This is a genomic window from Afipia massiliensis, assembly GCF_001006325.2.
GTDB classification, from domain to species: domain Bacteria; phylum Pseudomonadota; class Alphaproteobacteria; order Rhizobiales; family Xanthobacteraceae; genus Afipia; species Afipia massiliensis_A.
The window spans coordinates 93690-107236 of record NZ_LBIA02000001.1 but is presented as its reverse complement, the minus strand read 5'-3'; the positions used below and the strand labels follow the sequence as shown (position 1 = coordinate 107236).

General features: G+C 61.5%; 12 protein-coding genes. 5 read left to right on the top strand and 7 right to left on the bottom strand.

Annotation, left to right across the window (positions count from 1 at the left end; genetic code table 11):
- The first annotated feature begins 19 nt into the window (after positions 1 to 19).
- Together YH63_RS00435 and YH63_RS00430 are read left to right on the top strand one after the other, a co-directional pair.
- Positions 20 to 1003 carry a tripartite tricarboxylate transporter substrate-binding protein gene (locus tag YH63_RS00435; protein ID WP_046829311.1) on the top strand — a complete coding sequence of 328 codons (984 nt, stop codon included), beginning with the start codon at positions 20 to 22 and terminating at the stop codon, positions 1001 to 1003.
- 271 nt (positions 1004 to 1274) lie between these two features.
- Entirely contained in the window at positions 1275 to 1670 is a 396-nt protein-coding gene (locus tag YH63_RS00430) for a carboxymuconolactone decarboxylase family protein (RefSeq protein WP_046829312.1), read from the top strand.
- A gap of 99 nt (positions 1671 to 1769) precedes the next feature.
- Here the strand turns inward: YH63_RS00430 and YH63_RS00425 are convergent, their stop codons facing one another.
- From YH63_RS00425 to YH63_RS00400, 6 genes are all read right to left on the bottom strand, one after another.
- Positions 1770 to 2477, bottom strand: a complete 708-nt coding sequence (locus tag YH63_RS00425) for an ABC transporter ATP-binding protein (protein WP_046829313.1) — start codon at positions 2475 to 2477, stop codon at positions 1770 to 1772.
- Positions 2464 to 3207 carry an ABC transporter ATP-binding protein gene (locus YH63_RS00420; RefSeq protein ID WP_046829314.1) on the bottom strand — a complete coding sequence of 248 codons (744 nt, stop codon included), beginning with the start codon at positions 3205 to 3207 and terminating at the stop codon, positions 2464 to 2466. Before YH63_RS00420 ends, YH63_RS00425 begins: the two co-directional genes overlap by 14 nt.
- Positions 3204 to 4133 carry a branched-chain amino acid ABC transporter permease gene (locus YH63_RS00415; protein WP_046829315.1) on the bottom strand — a complete coding sequence of 310 codons (930 nt, stop codon included), beginning with the start codon at positions 4131 to 4133 and terminating at the stop codon, positions 3204 to 3206. The genes YH63_RS00420 and YH63_RS00415 overlap by 4 nt, the downstream gene beginning before the upstream one ends.
- Position 4134: 1 nt before the next feature.
- Complete coding sequence (locus YH63_RS00410; RefSeq protein ID WP_046829316.1) at positions 4135 to 4989, bottom strand: branched-chain amino acid ABC transporter permease; 855 nt, start codon at positions 4987 to 4989, stop codon at positions 4135 to 4137.
- 124 nt (positions 4990 to 5113) lie between these two features.
- Positions 5114 to 6331, bottom strand: a complete 1218-nt coding sequence (locus tag YH63_RS00405) for an ABC transporter substrate-binding protein (RefSeq protein ID WP_046829317.1) — start codon at positions 6329 to 6331, stop codon at positions 5114 to 5116.
- Between the two features lie 239 nt (positions 6332 to 6570).
- A complete protein-coding gene (locus tag YH63_RS00400; RefSeq protein WP_046829318.1) occupies positions 6571 to 7977 on the bottom strand; it encodes a PLP-dependent aminotransferase family protein in 1407 nt (468 codons plus the stop codon).
- A 125-nt stretch (positions 7978 to 8102) separates the two neighbouring features.
- On the opposite strand from YH63_RS00400, the gene YH63_RS00395 reads away from it, so the two are divergent.
- The 3 genes from YH63_RS00395 to YH63_RS00385 all read left to right on the top strand — a co-directional run bounded on the left by YH63_RS00395 (position 8103) and on the right by YH63_RS00385 (position 11767).
- On the top strand, positions 8103 to 9386 hold the full coding sequence (locus YH63_RS00395; protein ID WP_137325081.1) for a hydroxymethylglutaryl-CoA reductase, degradative: 1284 nt from the start codon (positions 8103 to 8105) through the stop codon (positions 9384 to 9386).
- A gap of 54 nt (positions 9387 to 9440) precedes the next feature.
- A complete protein-coding gene (locus tag YH63_RS00390) occupies positions 9441 to 10661 on the top strand; it encodes an ABC transporter substrate-binding protein (RefSeq protein WP_046829320.1) in 1221 nt (406 codons plus the stop codon).
- 332 nt (positions 10662 to 10993) lie between these two features.
- Complete coding sequence (locus tag YH63_RS00385; RefSeq protein WP_046829870.1) at positions 10994 to 11767, top strand: ferredoxin--NADP reductase; 774 nt, start codon at positions 10994 to 10996, stop codon at positions 11765 to 11767.
- Positions 11768 to 11942: 175 nt separating this feature from the next.
- On the opposite strand, the gene YH63_RS00380 is transcribed toward YH63_RS00385, so the two are convergent.
- Positions 11943 to 13535, bottom strand: coding sequence for a class I adenylate-forming enzyme family protein (locus YH63_RS00380; protein WP_046829321.1), 1593 nt, complete (start codon positions 13533 to 13535; stop codon positions 11943 to 11945).
- Positions 13536 to 13547 lie beyond the last annotated feature (12 nt).

Here is a 13547-nt window from a genome sequence, read left to right as displayed (position 1 = left end):
AAAACACAGGGAGGACACGATGCGAAGATTCTTCGCAGGATTTGCAGTTGCAATTGCCACGCTGTCGATTTCGGGAATCGGACCGGCTGCGGCACAGGACTTTCCGTCGCGTCCGATCACATTGATCGTTCCGGCTGCGGCGGGAGGGCCGACTGACGCGGTCTCTCGCCTGATCGCGGAATCGATGGGCCGAACGCTGGGTCAGCAGATCGTCGTCGAGAATGTCGGCGGTGCCGGCGGCACCATCGGAATGACCCGCGTCGTCAAATCTCCTGCCGATGGATACATGGTCACGGTCTGGCACATCGCGCAGGCGACGGCGCCGTCGCTCTACGACAACCTCCGCTACAATGTGATCGACGACTTCGATTCCATCGGCCGCATCGCGGACGTGCCGATGACGATTGTTGGCAAGGCCGGTCTGGAGCCGAAGACGGCCAAGGACCTGATCGACTGGGTCAAGCAGAAGAAAACCGCTGTGACCTATGCCCACGCGGGCATCGGTTCTGCATCGCACCTGTGCGCGATCATGTTCATGAGCGCGGTCAACACCCAGATGACCGCCTTGTCCTATCGCGGAACGGGACCTGCGATGTCTGATCTGCTCGGCGGCCAGTTCGACATGATGTGCGACCAGACCACGACCACCACTGCGCAGATCAAGGACGCCAAGATCAAGGGATACGCCGCCACGACCAAAGAGCGCCTGAAGATTCTGCCGGACCTGCCGACCCTCGACGAAGTCGGCCTCAAGGGCTTCGAGGTCGCCGCATGGCATGCAATGTGGGCGCCGAAGGGGTTGCCGGCTGACGTCCGGAAGAAACTGAACGATGCTTTGCAGGCCGCACTGAAAGATCCAAAAGTTATCGAACGCATGGCCGCGCTCGGCGTCGAGCCGGTAAAGCCGGAACAGGCGACCCCACAGGCGTTATCTGCTCATCTCAAGGCTGAAGTCGCGAAATGGTCGCCGGTTATTCAGGCATCGGGAGCGAAGGCGAATTAGCCAGTGTCCTGAATCCGAAGTTCGCATCATTTTGCAGCACTTTCCTAGCGAATTTCGGATTCAAAAGGACACTAGAAAATATAATTCTAGTGTGGTTTTGGTCCGGAAGTCCGCAAATGAAGGCGCCGTAGAAATGATGCGGACTTGCGAACCACCACACTAGCCATCGAATGCGTCATGGCGGCGCGGCAGAACCGGCGATTGTCGGATCAGTGCCCAGCCGCTAAGGCTGTTGGATTACCCATCATCAATCGAAGTTCTGGAGAGCGTCATGAGCGGTGAAAGCGAACAATTCAAGAAGGGTCTGGCCGTCCGGCGTGACGTTCTGGGCAAGGACTATGTCGACGGCAGCATCGCCAAGGCCGACGATTTCATGATGGCCTTCCAGAACATCACCACTGAATGGTGCTGGGGCTATGCTTGGACGCGGCCCGGCCTCGACCGCAAGACCCGCAGCATGCTCAACCTCGCGATGCTGACGGCGCTGAAAGCACCCAACGAAATCAAGCTCCATGTCAAAGGCGCGCTGACCAATGGCGTGACCGTCGAGGAGATCAAGGAAGTTCTGCTGCACGCCACCGTGTACAGCGGCATTCCTGCAGGCCTGGAGGCCTTCAAGGCCGCGCACGAAGTGCTGAAGGCCGAAGGCGCGCTGGATAAGAAGTAGTTCACGGCGTCATTGCGAGCGAAGCAATCCAGAGCTACAGAAAAGAACTGGATTGCTTCGTCGCTACGCTCCTCACAATGACGGCTGATCGCTCAAGCTTCACACCCCGAGATAAACCTGCCGGATATACTCGTCGCCCGCGAGGTCTTTCGCCGTTCCCTCGCGGATGGTGCGGCCATGCTCGAGGACATAGACGCGGTCGGTGATCCGCAAGGTCGAGGTCGCGTCCTGCTCGACGATCAGGATGGCGGTGCCGTCCTTCCGGATCTGCTGGATCGCATCGAAGATCAGGCCCTTCAAGCGTGGCGCGATGCCGACCGACGGCTCGTCGAGCAGCAGCAATTCCGGCCGCCCCATCAGTGCGCGGCCGATGGCCACCATCTGCTGTTCGCCGCCGGAAAGCGTGCTCGATTGCTGCCATTGCCGTTCGCGCAGCACCGGAAACAGCGTGAACACACGTTCGAGGTCGGCGTTGATCTCGGCGTTGTTCTTGCGCAGGTAGGCGCCGAGCTGGAGATTCTTCAGCACGGACAGTTCCGAGAACAGCTTGCGGCCCTCGGGACAATGGCAGATGCCGCGCGCCACCACGTCGTAGGGCGCGACGCCGTCGAGGGACTGGCCCTTGAACGTCAGCGTGCCTTGCGAGGGAATGGAACGCGAGATCGCTTTCAGCAGCGTGGTCTTGCCTGCGCCGTTGGGCCCGAGCACGCCGATCAGTTCACCCTTGTCGACCTTGATCGAAACGGATTCGATGGCGAGCGCCTTGCCGTAGCTGACGCGCAGATCGGAGACTTCAAGCAGAGGCATGAGCGTCCTCCGTCTTGCCGATATAGGCTTCGATCACTTTCGGATTTTTCACGATTTCCTCGGGTGGCCCCACAGCGATGATCTCGCCGAAATTCATCACGATCACCCGGGAGACCAGCGCCATGAACTCGCGCAGCTTGTGTTCGATCAGAAGGATGGTCAGGTTTTCCTCGCGATGCAGGCGTTTGATCAGTTGCGCAAGCGGTTCGATCTCGCTGCTGCCCAATCCGGCGAAGGGTTCATCGAGCAACAAGAGATCGGGCCGGGTCGCCAGCGCGCGCGCAATTTCGAGCCGCCGCAGGTCGCCGTAAGGCAACGTTTCCACTGGCTCCAGCCCGCGTCCGCCGAGCCCCACCTGTTCGAGGAGGTGGCGCGCGCGTTCTTCCTTGTCCTTGTCGACATGTGCGCGTGGCGACATGCAGGCGACGAGAACATTCTCCAGCAGGTTCATGCCCACAAAAGGACGGCAGAGCTGGAAGGTCCGCGCCATGCCGCGGTTGACGATCTTGTAGGGCGCGAGTCCTTGCAGCGCTTCACCGTTAAATGTGACAGCTCCGGATGTTGGTCCCATAAAGCCGGTGAGCATATTGAACAGCGTGGTCTTGCCCGCGCCGTTGGGACCGAGGATTCCGGTGAACTCGCCTCTCTGCAGCGTGAAGGTTGCGTTCTTCACGGCCGTGAGGCCGCCGAAGCGCTTGGTGACGTCGTTGACTTCAAGAAGCGCGGTCATCGGAAGCGCTCCGTCATTCTGCGCCAGAGCGGCGCGATGAGGCCATTCGGCAGGAAGAACAGGATCAGCATCAGGGTGAGGGTGTAGATCCAGAGCCGGTATTCGCCGAAGCCGCGCAGCATTTCGGTGAGCAGCGTGAGCAGGATCGCGGCGATCGCAGCACCGTAGATCGAACCGATGCCGCCGACATAGACCATGATGATGATGGTGATCGACACCACGACGGAGAACAGCGGCGGACTGACCTGAAGCTGGTAGTGCGCGTAGAGCGCGCCGCCGAGCCCGGCGAAGGCCGCGCTGATCGCAAGCGATGCGATCTTATAGAACGTCACGTTGATTCCGGCGGCCTGACAGGTCGCCTCGTCGCCGCGAATGGCGCGAAGCAGCAGGCCCCAGTGCGATTGCGCCAGCAGCACCAGCACGATGACCGTGACGACAAGGACCGCCAGCACGAACCAGTAGTAGTGCAGGGGATTTCGGATCAGCGGGTCGAGGCCGTAGAGGCCTTCCTCGCCGCCGGTCTGTTCCCAGAAGATCAGGCAGAGGCGTTGCAGGATCGCGGAGGCCGACAGCATGGCCAGCGCGAAGTAGGGACCGCGCAGGCGCAATGTCGGGAAGCCGACGATCAGGCTGAAGATAACGGCGATGACGACTGCCGCCGGCAGGCTGTACCACGGATTCGTGAACCAGATCGTGGCCATGAAGCCTGAAGTATAGGCGCCTGCGCCGATGAACAGCGAGTGGCCGAAATTCTCGCGGCCGGTCAGGCCCGACATGAAGTCCCAGCTCGAGGCCCAGATGCCGTAGATGACGCAGACCGTCAGCACGCCGGTGAGATAGTTGCTGGCCACGAACACGGGGGCGAGTGCGAGCACGGCCACCACAGCGATACCGCCAGCGACATCGATCAATGAAATCTGCCGCATGTCAGAACGCCGCCCGCCGGCCGAGAATCCCGGACGGTCTGATCATGAGGGTGATGACGACTGCGACGAGGGACACGAGTTCAGTCCACGATGTCGAGACCAGATAGGCCACGATGGTTTCGGAATAGCCGAGGATCAGCGAGGCGATGATGCTGCCGGGGATCGATCCGAGGCCGCCGACGATGACGATGGCGAACGCCTTCACCATCGGCAGCAGGCCCATGGTCGGCTGCACGGTGAGGAACGGCGAGACCAATACGCCGGCCAGCGCTGCGGTCCCCGCCGAGATCGCCATGACAATGGAGAAAATGCGGTTGGTGGGGATGCCCATGTACTGCGCGGCTTCGGGGTCTTGCGACACCGCGAGAATGGCCGCGCCGAGGCGCGTGCGTTGAATGAAGAGCCACAGCGTCAGCAGCACCAGAATGCCCGCAACGAGGGCGAGCAGTCTCTGCCCGCCGATATCGACGCCGCCGATGGAAATCTTGTCGGCGACGAAGGAAGGCACGTTGCGATATTCGGAGCCGAAGGTGATGAACAGCGCCTGTTCGACGGCCAGCGATACGGCGAGCGTGATCATCAGCACCGCGAGCTGCGACGCCCGCAACGGCCGCACCAGAAACCGCTCCATCAGCACGCCAAATCCCGCGACCAGAAGAACGGCCAGCGGTGCCGCGATGAACAGCGGCAGGTTCAGCAGGGATGTGAAGACATAAGCCGCGTAGGCGCCGAGTGCATAGAATGCGCCGTGGGCGAGATTGAGGATGCGGGCGACGCCGAAGATGAGCGTGAAGCCCACCGCGAGCATCGCGTAGATTGCGCTGGACACAGCGCCATAGATCAGGATTTCGAGCATAACCGCCTGCTGCTGAGGATACGAATGTCAGAACCGGATCACGGGGCGTAAGGGGAAGGCGAGCCTTCGGGATCGGCGGCCGGTAAGGTTGTTACCGGCCGCCGTTCTCACGACGTGAGTCTGTTCAGTTCATCCAGGGCGGCGGGATCATCTTTCCGGTTTCGGAAGCCTTCGGCCACACGACGACGCGTGCGCCGTCCTTCTGCCATTGCGCGAACAGCAGGTTCTGCAGGCCGGGTCCGGTCTTCACATCGTGGACTTCGTCGAACACGATCTTGCCGGCGATGCCGACATAGTCGGTCTTCTCGAGTTCCTTGATCACCGCGTTCGGCTCGACCGAGTTGGCGCGCTTCACGGCGTCCGCGTAGACGTAGATTGCATCGTAGGCGCCGACGCCGGTGTAGACTGGCGCGGTGCCGTAGCGCTTCACGAATTCATCCCAGAACGGGATGGTCTTCGGGGTCAGCGCGGCGCGGGTCGCGAACAGGCCGACGGTCTCCGACAGCGCCTTACCGCTCACGCGGGTGAAGAAGTCCGCGTCCTGGCTCTTGACGTCGATGCCGCCGATTGGAATCGGCACCTGCGCATCATGCCACTGCTTGACGAAAATGTCCGACGACGCATGCGACAGGATGACGATCAGATACTGCGCGCCGCTGGCCTTGACCTTGGCGAACAATGGCGAGAAGTCCGACGTCGAGGTGTCGAAGAATTCGGCCATCGGCACTTCGGTGCCGCCCTCGACCGCGCCCTTCTTCAGGATCGGAACGAGATCCTGCACCCATTTGGCGTTCTCGCCGACGATGGCGATCTTCTTCAATCCCATCTCGCCCTTGAGCTTGCCGCCGATGAAATCGACCAGCGCGCGGGCCTGATGGCCAGCGTGGATCGGAGAAACGCGGAAGATATATTTGTAGTTCTCGTAGTCGGCCTTCACCTTCGCGGTGATCGCGGGCGACGCAGCGCCGACACCGAGATAGATCGTCTTCGCATTGGAAATGTGCGGTAACTGGGCCAGCGTCACGCCGCTGGTGTAACCGCCGATCAGCACATCGACCTTGTCGTCGGCTGTGAGTTTCTTGATCGCCGCGATGCCTTGTTCGGGGTTCTCGGTTTCGTCCGCGACAACCATTTCAAGTTTGCGGCCGACGAGGCCGCCTTTGCTGTTGATGTCCTCGATCGCCATTTTAATGGCGTTCTGCGTGTCGCGTCCGACCTGAAGCTGGACCGAGGTTGGAACGCCGATCTTGATGGTTTGCTGGGCGGAAGCTGGAACGGGGCCGAGAAGGGTGCCGGCGCTGACGATGCTCGCTGTTGCGAGAAGGCTGAGAAAAGACTTCATGACGTTTCTCCCTGATGCATCCGAATTCGTGTTCGGTGCTTTTTATTTGAGCCGACAGACTGCTGGCCGGAGAAGTTCAAGTCAAGCAAAGATCGGATGATTGCAGCGAGCGGTTGTTTGAAACGGAATTCGAGCGGGCCGGAACAAAATTGCCGCGTGTTAATGTTGCGACGCCAAAAAAATTGGAGCGTCTTTACCGTTGGCCGCTGTGCGTACAACGGCGCACCGCACTGGATGCTCTATGGTGCTTGATGTTCGGCCATGAAACTTGCGAACCGCGGATCGCCGACATGCGCGATATTGACGCGCATCGCGGGGTGAGCAGGCATCGCGTCCGGATTGAACGCTGAACCCGGCGCGAGCAGGATGCTGCGCTCGGCGGCGATGCGCGACAGTTGCGTGTCGTCGATGTGATCGGGCAGTTCGCACCACATGTAAAATCCGCCGCGCGGCTGGCCGAATACCGGCAGGCCAAGGCGTGACAGTGTGTCGTTGGCCTGGCGGGTTGCCGCTTCGATGCGGCCGGTCAACCGCTTGAGATGGCCGCGATAGCGCCCGCTGGTCATCAGGTCGTAGATGATCTGCTCGATATAACCCGAACTGTTGGCGCGCGTGATCATCTTGAGATCGGCCAGCCGCGCGACGGTGTCAGCGTTGGCCGCGATGTATCCCGACCTCAGACTGGCGGAGAGAGTCTTGGCGAAGGTACCGACATAGATCACGCGGTCGAGCTGATCGAGCGCGGCGAGGCGGGGGGACGTATTCGACAGCACGTCGGCGAACGGATCCGAATCGACGATGCGCAAGTTGTGCTCCGTCGCGGTGCGCAGCAGCCGATAGGCGATCGGAAGCGTGATCGAGCAACCCGTCGGGTTGTGCGCCAGCGATTGCGTGAAGAACATCCGTGCGCCGGTGCTGGCCGCCTTGGCGGCGAGATCGTCCGGGTCCGGCCCGTCGGCGGTTCGCCGCACGCCGATCAGCCGCGCCTTGGCCAGCCGCAGCTTGCCGAACAGCGGATAATAGCCGGGGCTGTCCACGAGAACGGGATCGCCCGGCTCGATGTACTGGCGCACGATCATGTCGAGCGCGTCATTCGCGCCTTGAGTCAAAAGAACCTGCGTCGGCTCCGCTCCGATCGATCGCTCGGCCAAAAGACCCGCGATGCGCTGCCGCAGCGGCAACAGGCCGTAGGGACTGCCGTAGCTCTCGGGCAGATTGCGCTTCCCGGGCCGGCTGACCGGCCGCAGATAAGGCCCGACCTCCGAGCCTTCCATCCACGCCGCCGGCGGCCGTCCATCACCGACACGCACCTCGTAACGTTTTTCGAGTTGCTCGCGCAGCAGCCAGACGCTGTCGACGGCCTCGACTTTCGCAGGTTCGATTGTCTCCGCGCGCTTGGGGCGATGCATCGAAACGTAAAAGCCGGAGCCGGGTTTGCTCTCGATCTGCCCCGACGCGACCAGCCGGTCATAGGCATCGACGATGGTATTCTTTGATGCACCGAACAGTTTCGACGCGTCGCGGATCGACGGCAGGCGTTCGCCGGGCCGGATCGCGCCGCGCTCGATCCGCGCAATGATCGCATCAACAATGGTCTCGACGCGCGATCGCGTGGTTCCGCGGCCGAGATGATGAACTGTACCCATGTTGCGAATGGTACGGACCTTCCTGAAATTGTGCAAAGTGTTCCTTGTGGCGTACCCCCGTCACCATACAGTTTCCGCGGCCGAGAATCCCCTCAAGAGGACTTCGGTCTGGGAGACGCTGAATAATGACTGTCGCCAAGCATGGCGCGAACCGCAGTTCGCGGATCGCTGGATTTCACCGCAAGTCGCCGCAGGAACGGCTCGATCTGGTGGCTTCGTTCGCGGGGCTTGATCCCGCGACCGCAGCTCACCTTGCCGATATGGGCAATCTGTCGCCGCAGCTCGCGGACAAGATGATCGAAAACGTTATCGCCACCATGAATGTGCCGATCGGCATCGCGACCAACGTCAAGGTCGATGGCGAAGACGTGCTGATCCCGATGGCGACCGAGGAATCCTCCGTCGTCGCCGCAGTCTGCAACGCCGCGCGCCAGACCTATGACGCGGGCTTTACCACTTCGGTGTCCGGCACGCTGATGATCGCGCAGGTGCAGGCCGTCGATGTGTCGGATCCGTATGCTGCGCGCCTTCGTCTTCTGGAGAAGCGCGACGAGATCAAGGCAATCTGCGACGCCTGCGATCCGCTGCTGGTGAAGCTTGGCGGCGGTTTCCGCGATGTCGAGGTGCGGATTCTCGATACGCTGGGCGGGCCGATGGTCATCACGCATCTGATTGTCGATACGCGCGATGCGATGGGCGCCAATGCCGTCAACACCATGGCGGAAAAAATCGCGCCGCATATCGCCACATGGAGTGGCGGGCGCGTGTTCCTGCGCATCCTCTCCAATCTGGCGGACCGGCGACTTGCGCGTGCGCACGCGGTCTGGAAGCTCGCCGACATCGGCGGAGAAAGCGTGCGCGACGGCATCATCAGCGCGTATCAGTTCGCTGAAGCCGATCCGTATCGCGCGGCCACACACAACAAAGGCATCATGAACGGCATCAACGCGGTGATCCTCGCGACTGGCAATGACACCCGCGCGGTGGAAGCGGGTGCGCATGCCTATGCGGCGCGCGGCGGGCGCTACACGAGTTTGACGCGCTACGAGATCAACAAGGACGGCGATCTCTCCGGGTCGATCGAACTGCCGCTCGCGGTCGGTCTGATCGGCGGCGCGACCAAGATCCATCCGACCGCGCAGGCGTGCCTGAAGATTCTCGGCGTGACCACGGCGGAACGGCTGGCGCGCATCATCGCGGCGGTCGGACTCGCGCAGAATTTCTCTGCGCTGAAGGCGCTCGCCACGGTGGGCATCCAGTCCGGCCACATGGCGCTTCACGCGCAAAACATCGCGATCATGGCCGGCGCTGTCGGCGATGAGGTCGAGGCTGTTGCGAAAGTGTTGGTCGAGCGCGCAACGGTGCGTATCGACGTCGCGCAGGAAGTCTTGGAAACGATTCGACGCTAAGCAATTCCGGCGAGACCGGACAACCACATAAGAAATTCAACCGGGAGGATACAAATGCTAAAATCGAAATCGGCTTTTCTGGCGGGCGCCGCGATGCTGCTGGCGCTCATGGCTCCGGCAAGCGCGCAGATTGCCAACAACACCATCAAGCTTGGCGTGTTGACCGATCTCACCGGTATCGCGACCGATTCCACCGGCGCAGGTTCGGTTGCCGCCGCGCGTCTCGCAGTCGAAGACTTCAAGGCCGAGAAGCCGGATATCAAGGTTGAACTCGTTCAGGCGGATCACCAGAACAAGGCGGATATCGGCGGTGCGCTGGCGCGGCGCTGGATGGACATCGACAAGATCGATGCCATTCTCGACGTGCCGTTCTCGTCGGTGGCGCTGGCGGTGCAGGAAGCCACGCGTGGTTCGAAAACCGCGTTCATCGCGTCGGGACCCGGCTCATCACTGCTGACCGGCGAGAAGTGTTCGCCGAACACCGTGCACTGGACCTACGACACCTGGGCGCTGGCGCACGGAACGGCGCTGGCCTTGTTGAAGGCTAAGAAGGACTCGTGGTTCTTCGTCACGGCGGACTATGCTTTCGGCCATTCGCTCGAAAAGGATGCGTCCGATGTCGTGAAGGCGCAAAACGGAAAGCTGCTGGGGAGCGTGCGGCATCCGCCCGGCGCGTCGGACTTCTCGTCGTTCCTGCTGCAGGCACAGGCCAGCAAGGCCAAGATTGTCGCGCTCGCCAATGCGGTCGGCGACACCGTCAACTCCGTGAAGCAGGCCTCCGAGTTCGGCATTCAGGCCGGCGGACAGGAGCTTGCGGCGCTTCTGATGCAGGTCACGGACGTCAACGCCATCGGGCTGCAGGGCGCGAAGGGCCTCTATCTGACCGAGGGCTTCTATTGGGACACCAACGAAGGCACGCGCAAGTTCGCTGATCGCTTCACCGCGATCGTGGGCGGCGGACGGCGGCCGACCGCCATCCAGGCGGGCGTCTATGCCGGCACGCTGCATTACCTGCGCGCAGCCGCCGCTGCCAACACGACGGATGGGCAGGCGGTCGTCGCCAAGATGAAGGCGATGCCGTCGAAGGACCCGCTGTTCGGCGAGGGCACGATCCGTGAAGACGGCCGTCACATCCACAACATGTATCTGTTCCAGGTGAAAACACCGGCTGAATCCAAGGCCCCCTGGGATTTCTACAAGCTGGTTGAGACGATCCCGGCGGCGGAAGCGTTCCGGCCGATGAGCGAGGGCAACTGCGCGATGGTGAAGAAGTAAGACCGGTTGCCGCGGCTGAGCGCTCCTCAGCCGCGGTTATCCGGGCGGTTAGATTGAGTGTAATTTCCTCCCGGCGGGCTCTGTGCGGGAGGAAATTTCTCCTCCGGATCATGATCTTAGAATGCAACGTGGGTCTGCCCTTGAGGCATGACGCAGGCGCGGTATGTAATTGACCAAAAACGCAAATTCGGCTATTTCACCGGCGTCGTGAATGCTGCCGCCGTCTTCAGGTCATCCAGCAAAATTCATTGGCGAGAAGTTCTGCGTGAGGCGTGACCGCCCGCAAGTCCGGCGATTATGCGCTCACCGATTGCAAGAGCATGGGTCCGGTTATGAGCAACTTCAATCAGGAAACGGTTCTCAGCGTCCATCACTGGACCGACAATCTTTTCAGCTTCACGACCACGCGCGATTCGTCGTTCCGGTTTCGCAATGGCGAGTTCACCATGATCGGCCTCAAGGTGAACGAGAAGCCGCTGCTGCGCGCCTACAGCGTCGCGAGCGCGAACTATGAAGAGAACCTCGAATTCTTCTCGATCAAGGTCGCAGACGGCCCGCTGACCTCTCGCCTCCAGCATCTCAAGGAAGGCGATGAGATCATCGTCAGCCGCAAGGCGACCGGCACACTGGTGATCGACAACCTCACCGATGGCCGCAACCTCTATCTGATCGGCACCGGCACCGGCCTCGCACCGTTCCTGAGCGTCATCAAGGACCCCGAGACCTACGAGCGTTTCGAGAAGGTCGTGCTGCTGCACGGCTGCCGTCACGTCAGGGAATTGGCCTATGGCGAGCTGATCACCGAGAAGCTGCCGCAGGACGAGATGATCGGCGACATGGTGCGCGCGCAGCTCATCTATTATCCGACCGTGACGCGCGACCCGTTCCGCAATCGCGGCCGCATCACCGACCTGATCACATCGGGCAAGCTGTTCTCCGACATTTCGCTGCCTGACCTCGATTCGGCCAAAGATCGCGTCATGATGTGCGGAAGCCCGGCGCTGCTGCTGGACACCAAGAAGCTCTTGATGGATCGCGGCTTCGTTGAAGGCAATCATGGCGAACCGGCTGATTTCGTGGTCGAGAAGGCGTTCGCTGAGCGCTGAGCGCTGAGCGCGGCGATCTCGCGCCGTCATTGCGAGCGCAGCGAAGCAATCCAGAAGCAAAAGACAAGCTGGATTGCTTCGTCGCAAGAGCTCCTCGCAATGACGAAATTGAATCGCTGAATTTCCCGATTGTATTAGCTAGGCCGTTGGGAACACCTACTGTCCGCAGAGATGCTTAGCCCGTCAGGCTGTCGCGCAGGTTCTTCTTCATGACCTTGCCGTTGGCATTGCGCGGCAGCGGCTCGGTACCGATCGAGATGGTTTCCGGGACTTTGTAATCCGACATGCGCTCGGCGCACCATGAACGCAGCGTCGGCGAATCGATCTCCGCGCGGACCACCACCACGGCATGAACGCGCTCGCCCAGCACCGGGCAGGGGCGCGCGACGATGGCGCTTTCGATCACCGCGGGATGACCGGCCAATACCGACTCCACCTCCGCCGAATAGATCTTGAGACCGCCGCGGTTGATCATGTCCTTCTGCCGATCGAACACGCGCACGAAGTTCTGCTCGTCGATCGAGCCGAGGTCGCCGGAATGCCAGTAACCGGCGGTAAAGCTCTCCGCCGTCGCGCGCGGATTGTTCCAGTACCCCTTGATGACCGAGCCGCCGTGGATCCAGAGTTCGCCGACCTCGCCGCGCGGCAGTTCGCGTCCGTCGGCGCTCATGACCATGATATGCGCGCCGGGGCAGGGCAGGCCGACGCTGTCGCCGTGGCTCGCGGTGAATTCCGGCGGCATGACGGTTGAAGGCGACGATGTTTCGGTCGATCCGTAGGCATTGACCAGTTTCAACCCGGGAAGTTTCTCCGCGAGTTTTTGGATGGTTGCGACCGGCATCGGCGCGCCGCCATAGCCGCCGATGCGCCAGGCGGACAGATCGTAAGAGTCGAAATCGGCCTGCAGCAGGCACAGATTGTACATCGCGGGCACCATCACCGTCTGTGTGGCGCGTTCGCGCGAGGCGATCTTCAGATATTCTGCGGCCTTGAATTCCGGCACGATGATGAGCGCGCCGGAGCAACGCGCCATGCTCATGATATTGGCCGCAATACCGGTGACATGCGCGAGCGGAACGGCGGCGATCGAGCGGTCCTTGTGGGTCAGTTCGAGGCAGGCTTCATACACCATCGCCGAATGGATCAGGTTGCAATGCGCCAGCATCGCGCCTTTGGGTCTTCCCGTCGTCCCCGACGTGTACAGGATCATCGCAGTATCCTGCTCGTCCACCGCTGCCGGCGACTGCGCTGCGTCGGTTGCGACAAGATCCTGAAACGCCAGTGCGCCCTCGGTGGGGCTGATCGACACGCGGTGAAGCAGTTCTGGAAGTTCGAGTTGATCGGGCAGGCGGTCTGCCATGGCGTCTTCATAAATGAGAAGCTTCGCGCCGCAGTCGGTCAGAACGTAGGCAATTTCGGGCTTTTGCTGGCGCGTGCTCAGCATCACGCTCACGAGGCCGAGATGGGCTGCGCCAAACAGCGCCAGTACGAATTCGTTGCGGTTGCCGAGCAGAAGCGCGATGCGGTCGCCGGGCTTCAGCCCGATTTCCTTGAAGCCCGCCGCGATCTGCATGGATTTCTGCGCGACCTCGCGCCAGGTCATCCGTTCGTCGCCGCAGATCAAGGCGTCGCTGTCGGGATGCCGCACGGCTGCATCGGCGACCATCGCCCAGATATTCGCCGGCCGGTTCTCGAAGGCTGGGACGACGCGATCGCCGAAACGGGTTTCCAGCCGCATTGCTGGAATCGGATATTGCGACCAGTCCATGTCGTCGTGTCC

Bases quoted from the DNA above. Each gene is read 5' to 3' on its own strand.
- YH63_RS00435 (WP_046829311.1), top strand. From the start codon at position 20: ATGCGAAGATTCTTCGCAGGATTTGCAGTTGCAATTGCCACGCTGTCG.
- YH63_RS00430 (WP_046829312.1), top strand. From the start codon at position 1,275: ATGAGCGGTGAAAGCGAACAATTCAAGAAGGGTCTGGCCGTCCGGCGT.
- YH63_RS00425 (WP_046829313.1), bottom strand. From the start codon at position 2,477: ATGCCTCTGCTTGAAGTCTCCGATCTGCGCGTCAGCTACGGCAAGGCG.
- YH63_RS00420 (WP_046829314.1), bottom strand. From the start codon at position 3,207: ATGACCGCGCTTCTTGAAGTCAACGACGTCACCAAGCGCTTCGGCGGC.
- YH63_RS00415 (WP_046829315.1), bottom strand. From the start codon at position 4,133: ATGCGGCAGATTTCATTGATCGATGTCGCTGGCGGTATCGCTGTGGTG.
- YH63_RS00410 (WP_046829316.1), bottom strand. From the start codon at position 4,989: ATGCTCGAAATCCTGATCTATGGCGCTGTGTCCAGCGCAATCTACGCG.
- YH63_RS00405 (WP_046829317.1), bottom strand. From the start codon at position 6,331: ATGAAGTCTTTTCTCAGCCTTCTCGCAACAGCGAGCATCGTCAGCGCC.
- YH63_RS00400 (WP_046829318.1), bottom strand. From the start codon at position 7,977: ATGGGTACAGTTCATCATCTCGGCCGCGGAACCACGCGATCGCGCGTC.
- YH63_RS00395 (WP_137325081.1), top strand. From the start codon at position 8,103: ATGACTGTCGCCAAGCATGGCGCGAACCGCAGTTCGCGGATCGCTGGA.
- YH63_RS00390 (WP_046829320.1), top strand. From the start codon at position 9,441: ATGCTAAAATCGAAATCGGCTTTTCTGGCGGGCGCCGCGATGCTGCTG.
- YH63_RS00385 (WP_046829870.1), top strand. From the start codon at position 10,994: ATGAGCAACTTCAATCAGGAAACGGTTCTCAGCGTCCATCACTGGACC.
- YH63_RS00380 (WP_046829321.1), bottom strand. From the start codon at position 13,535: ATGGACTGGTCGCAATATCCGATTCCAGCAATGCGGCTGGAAACCCGT.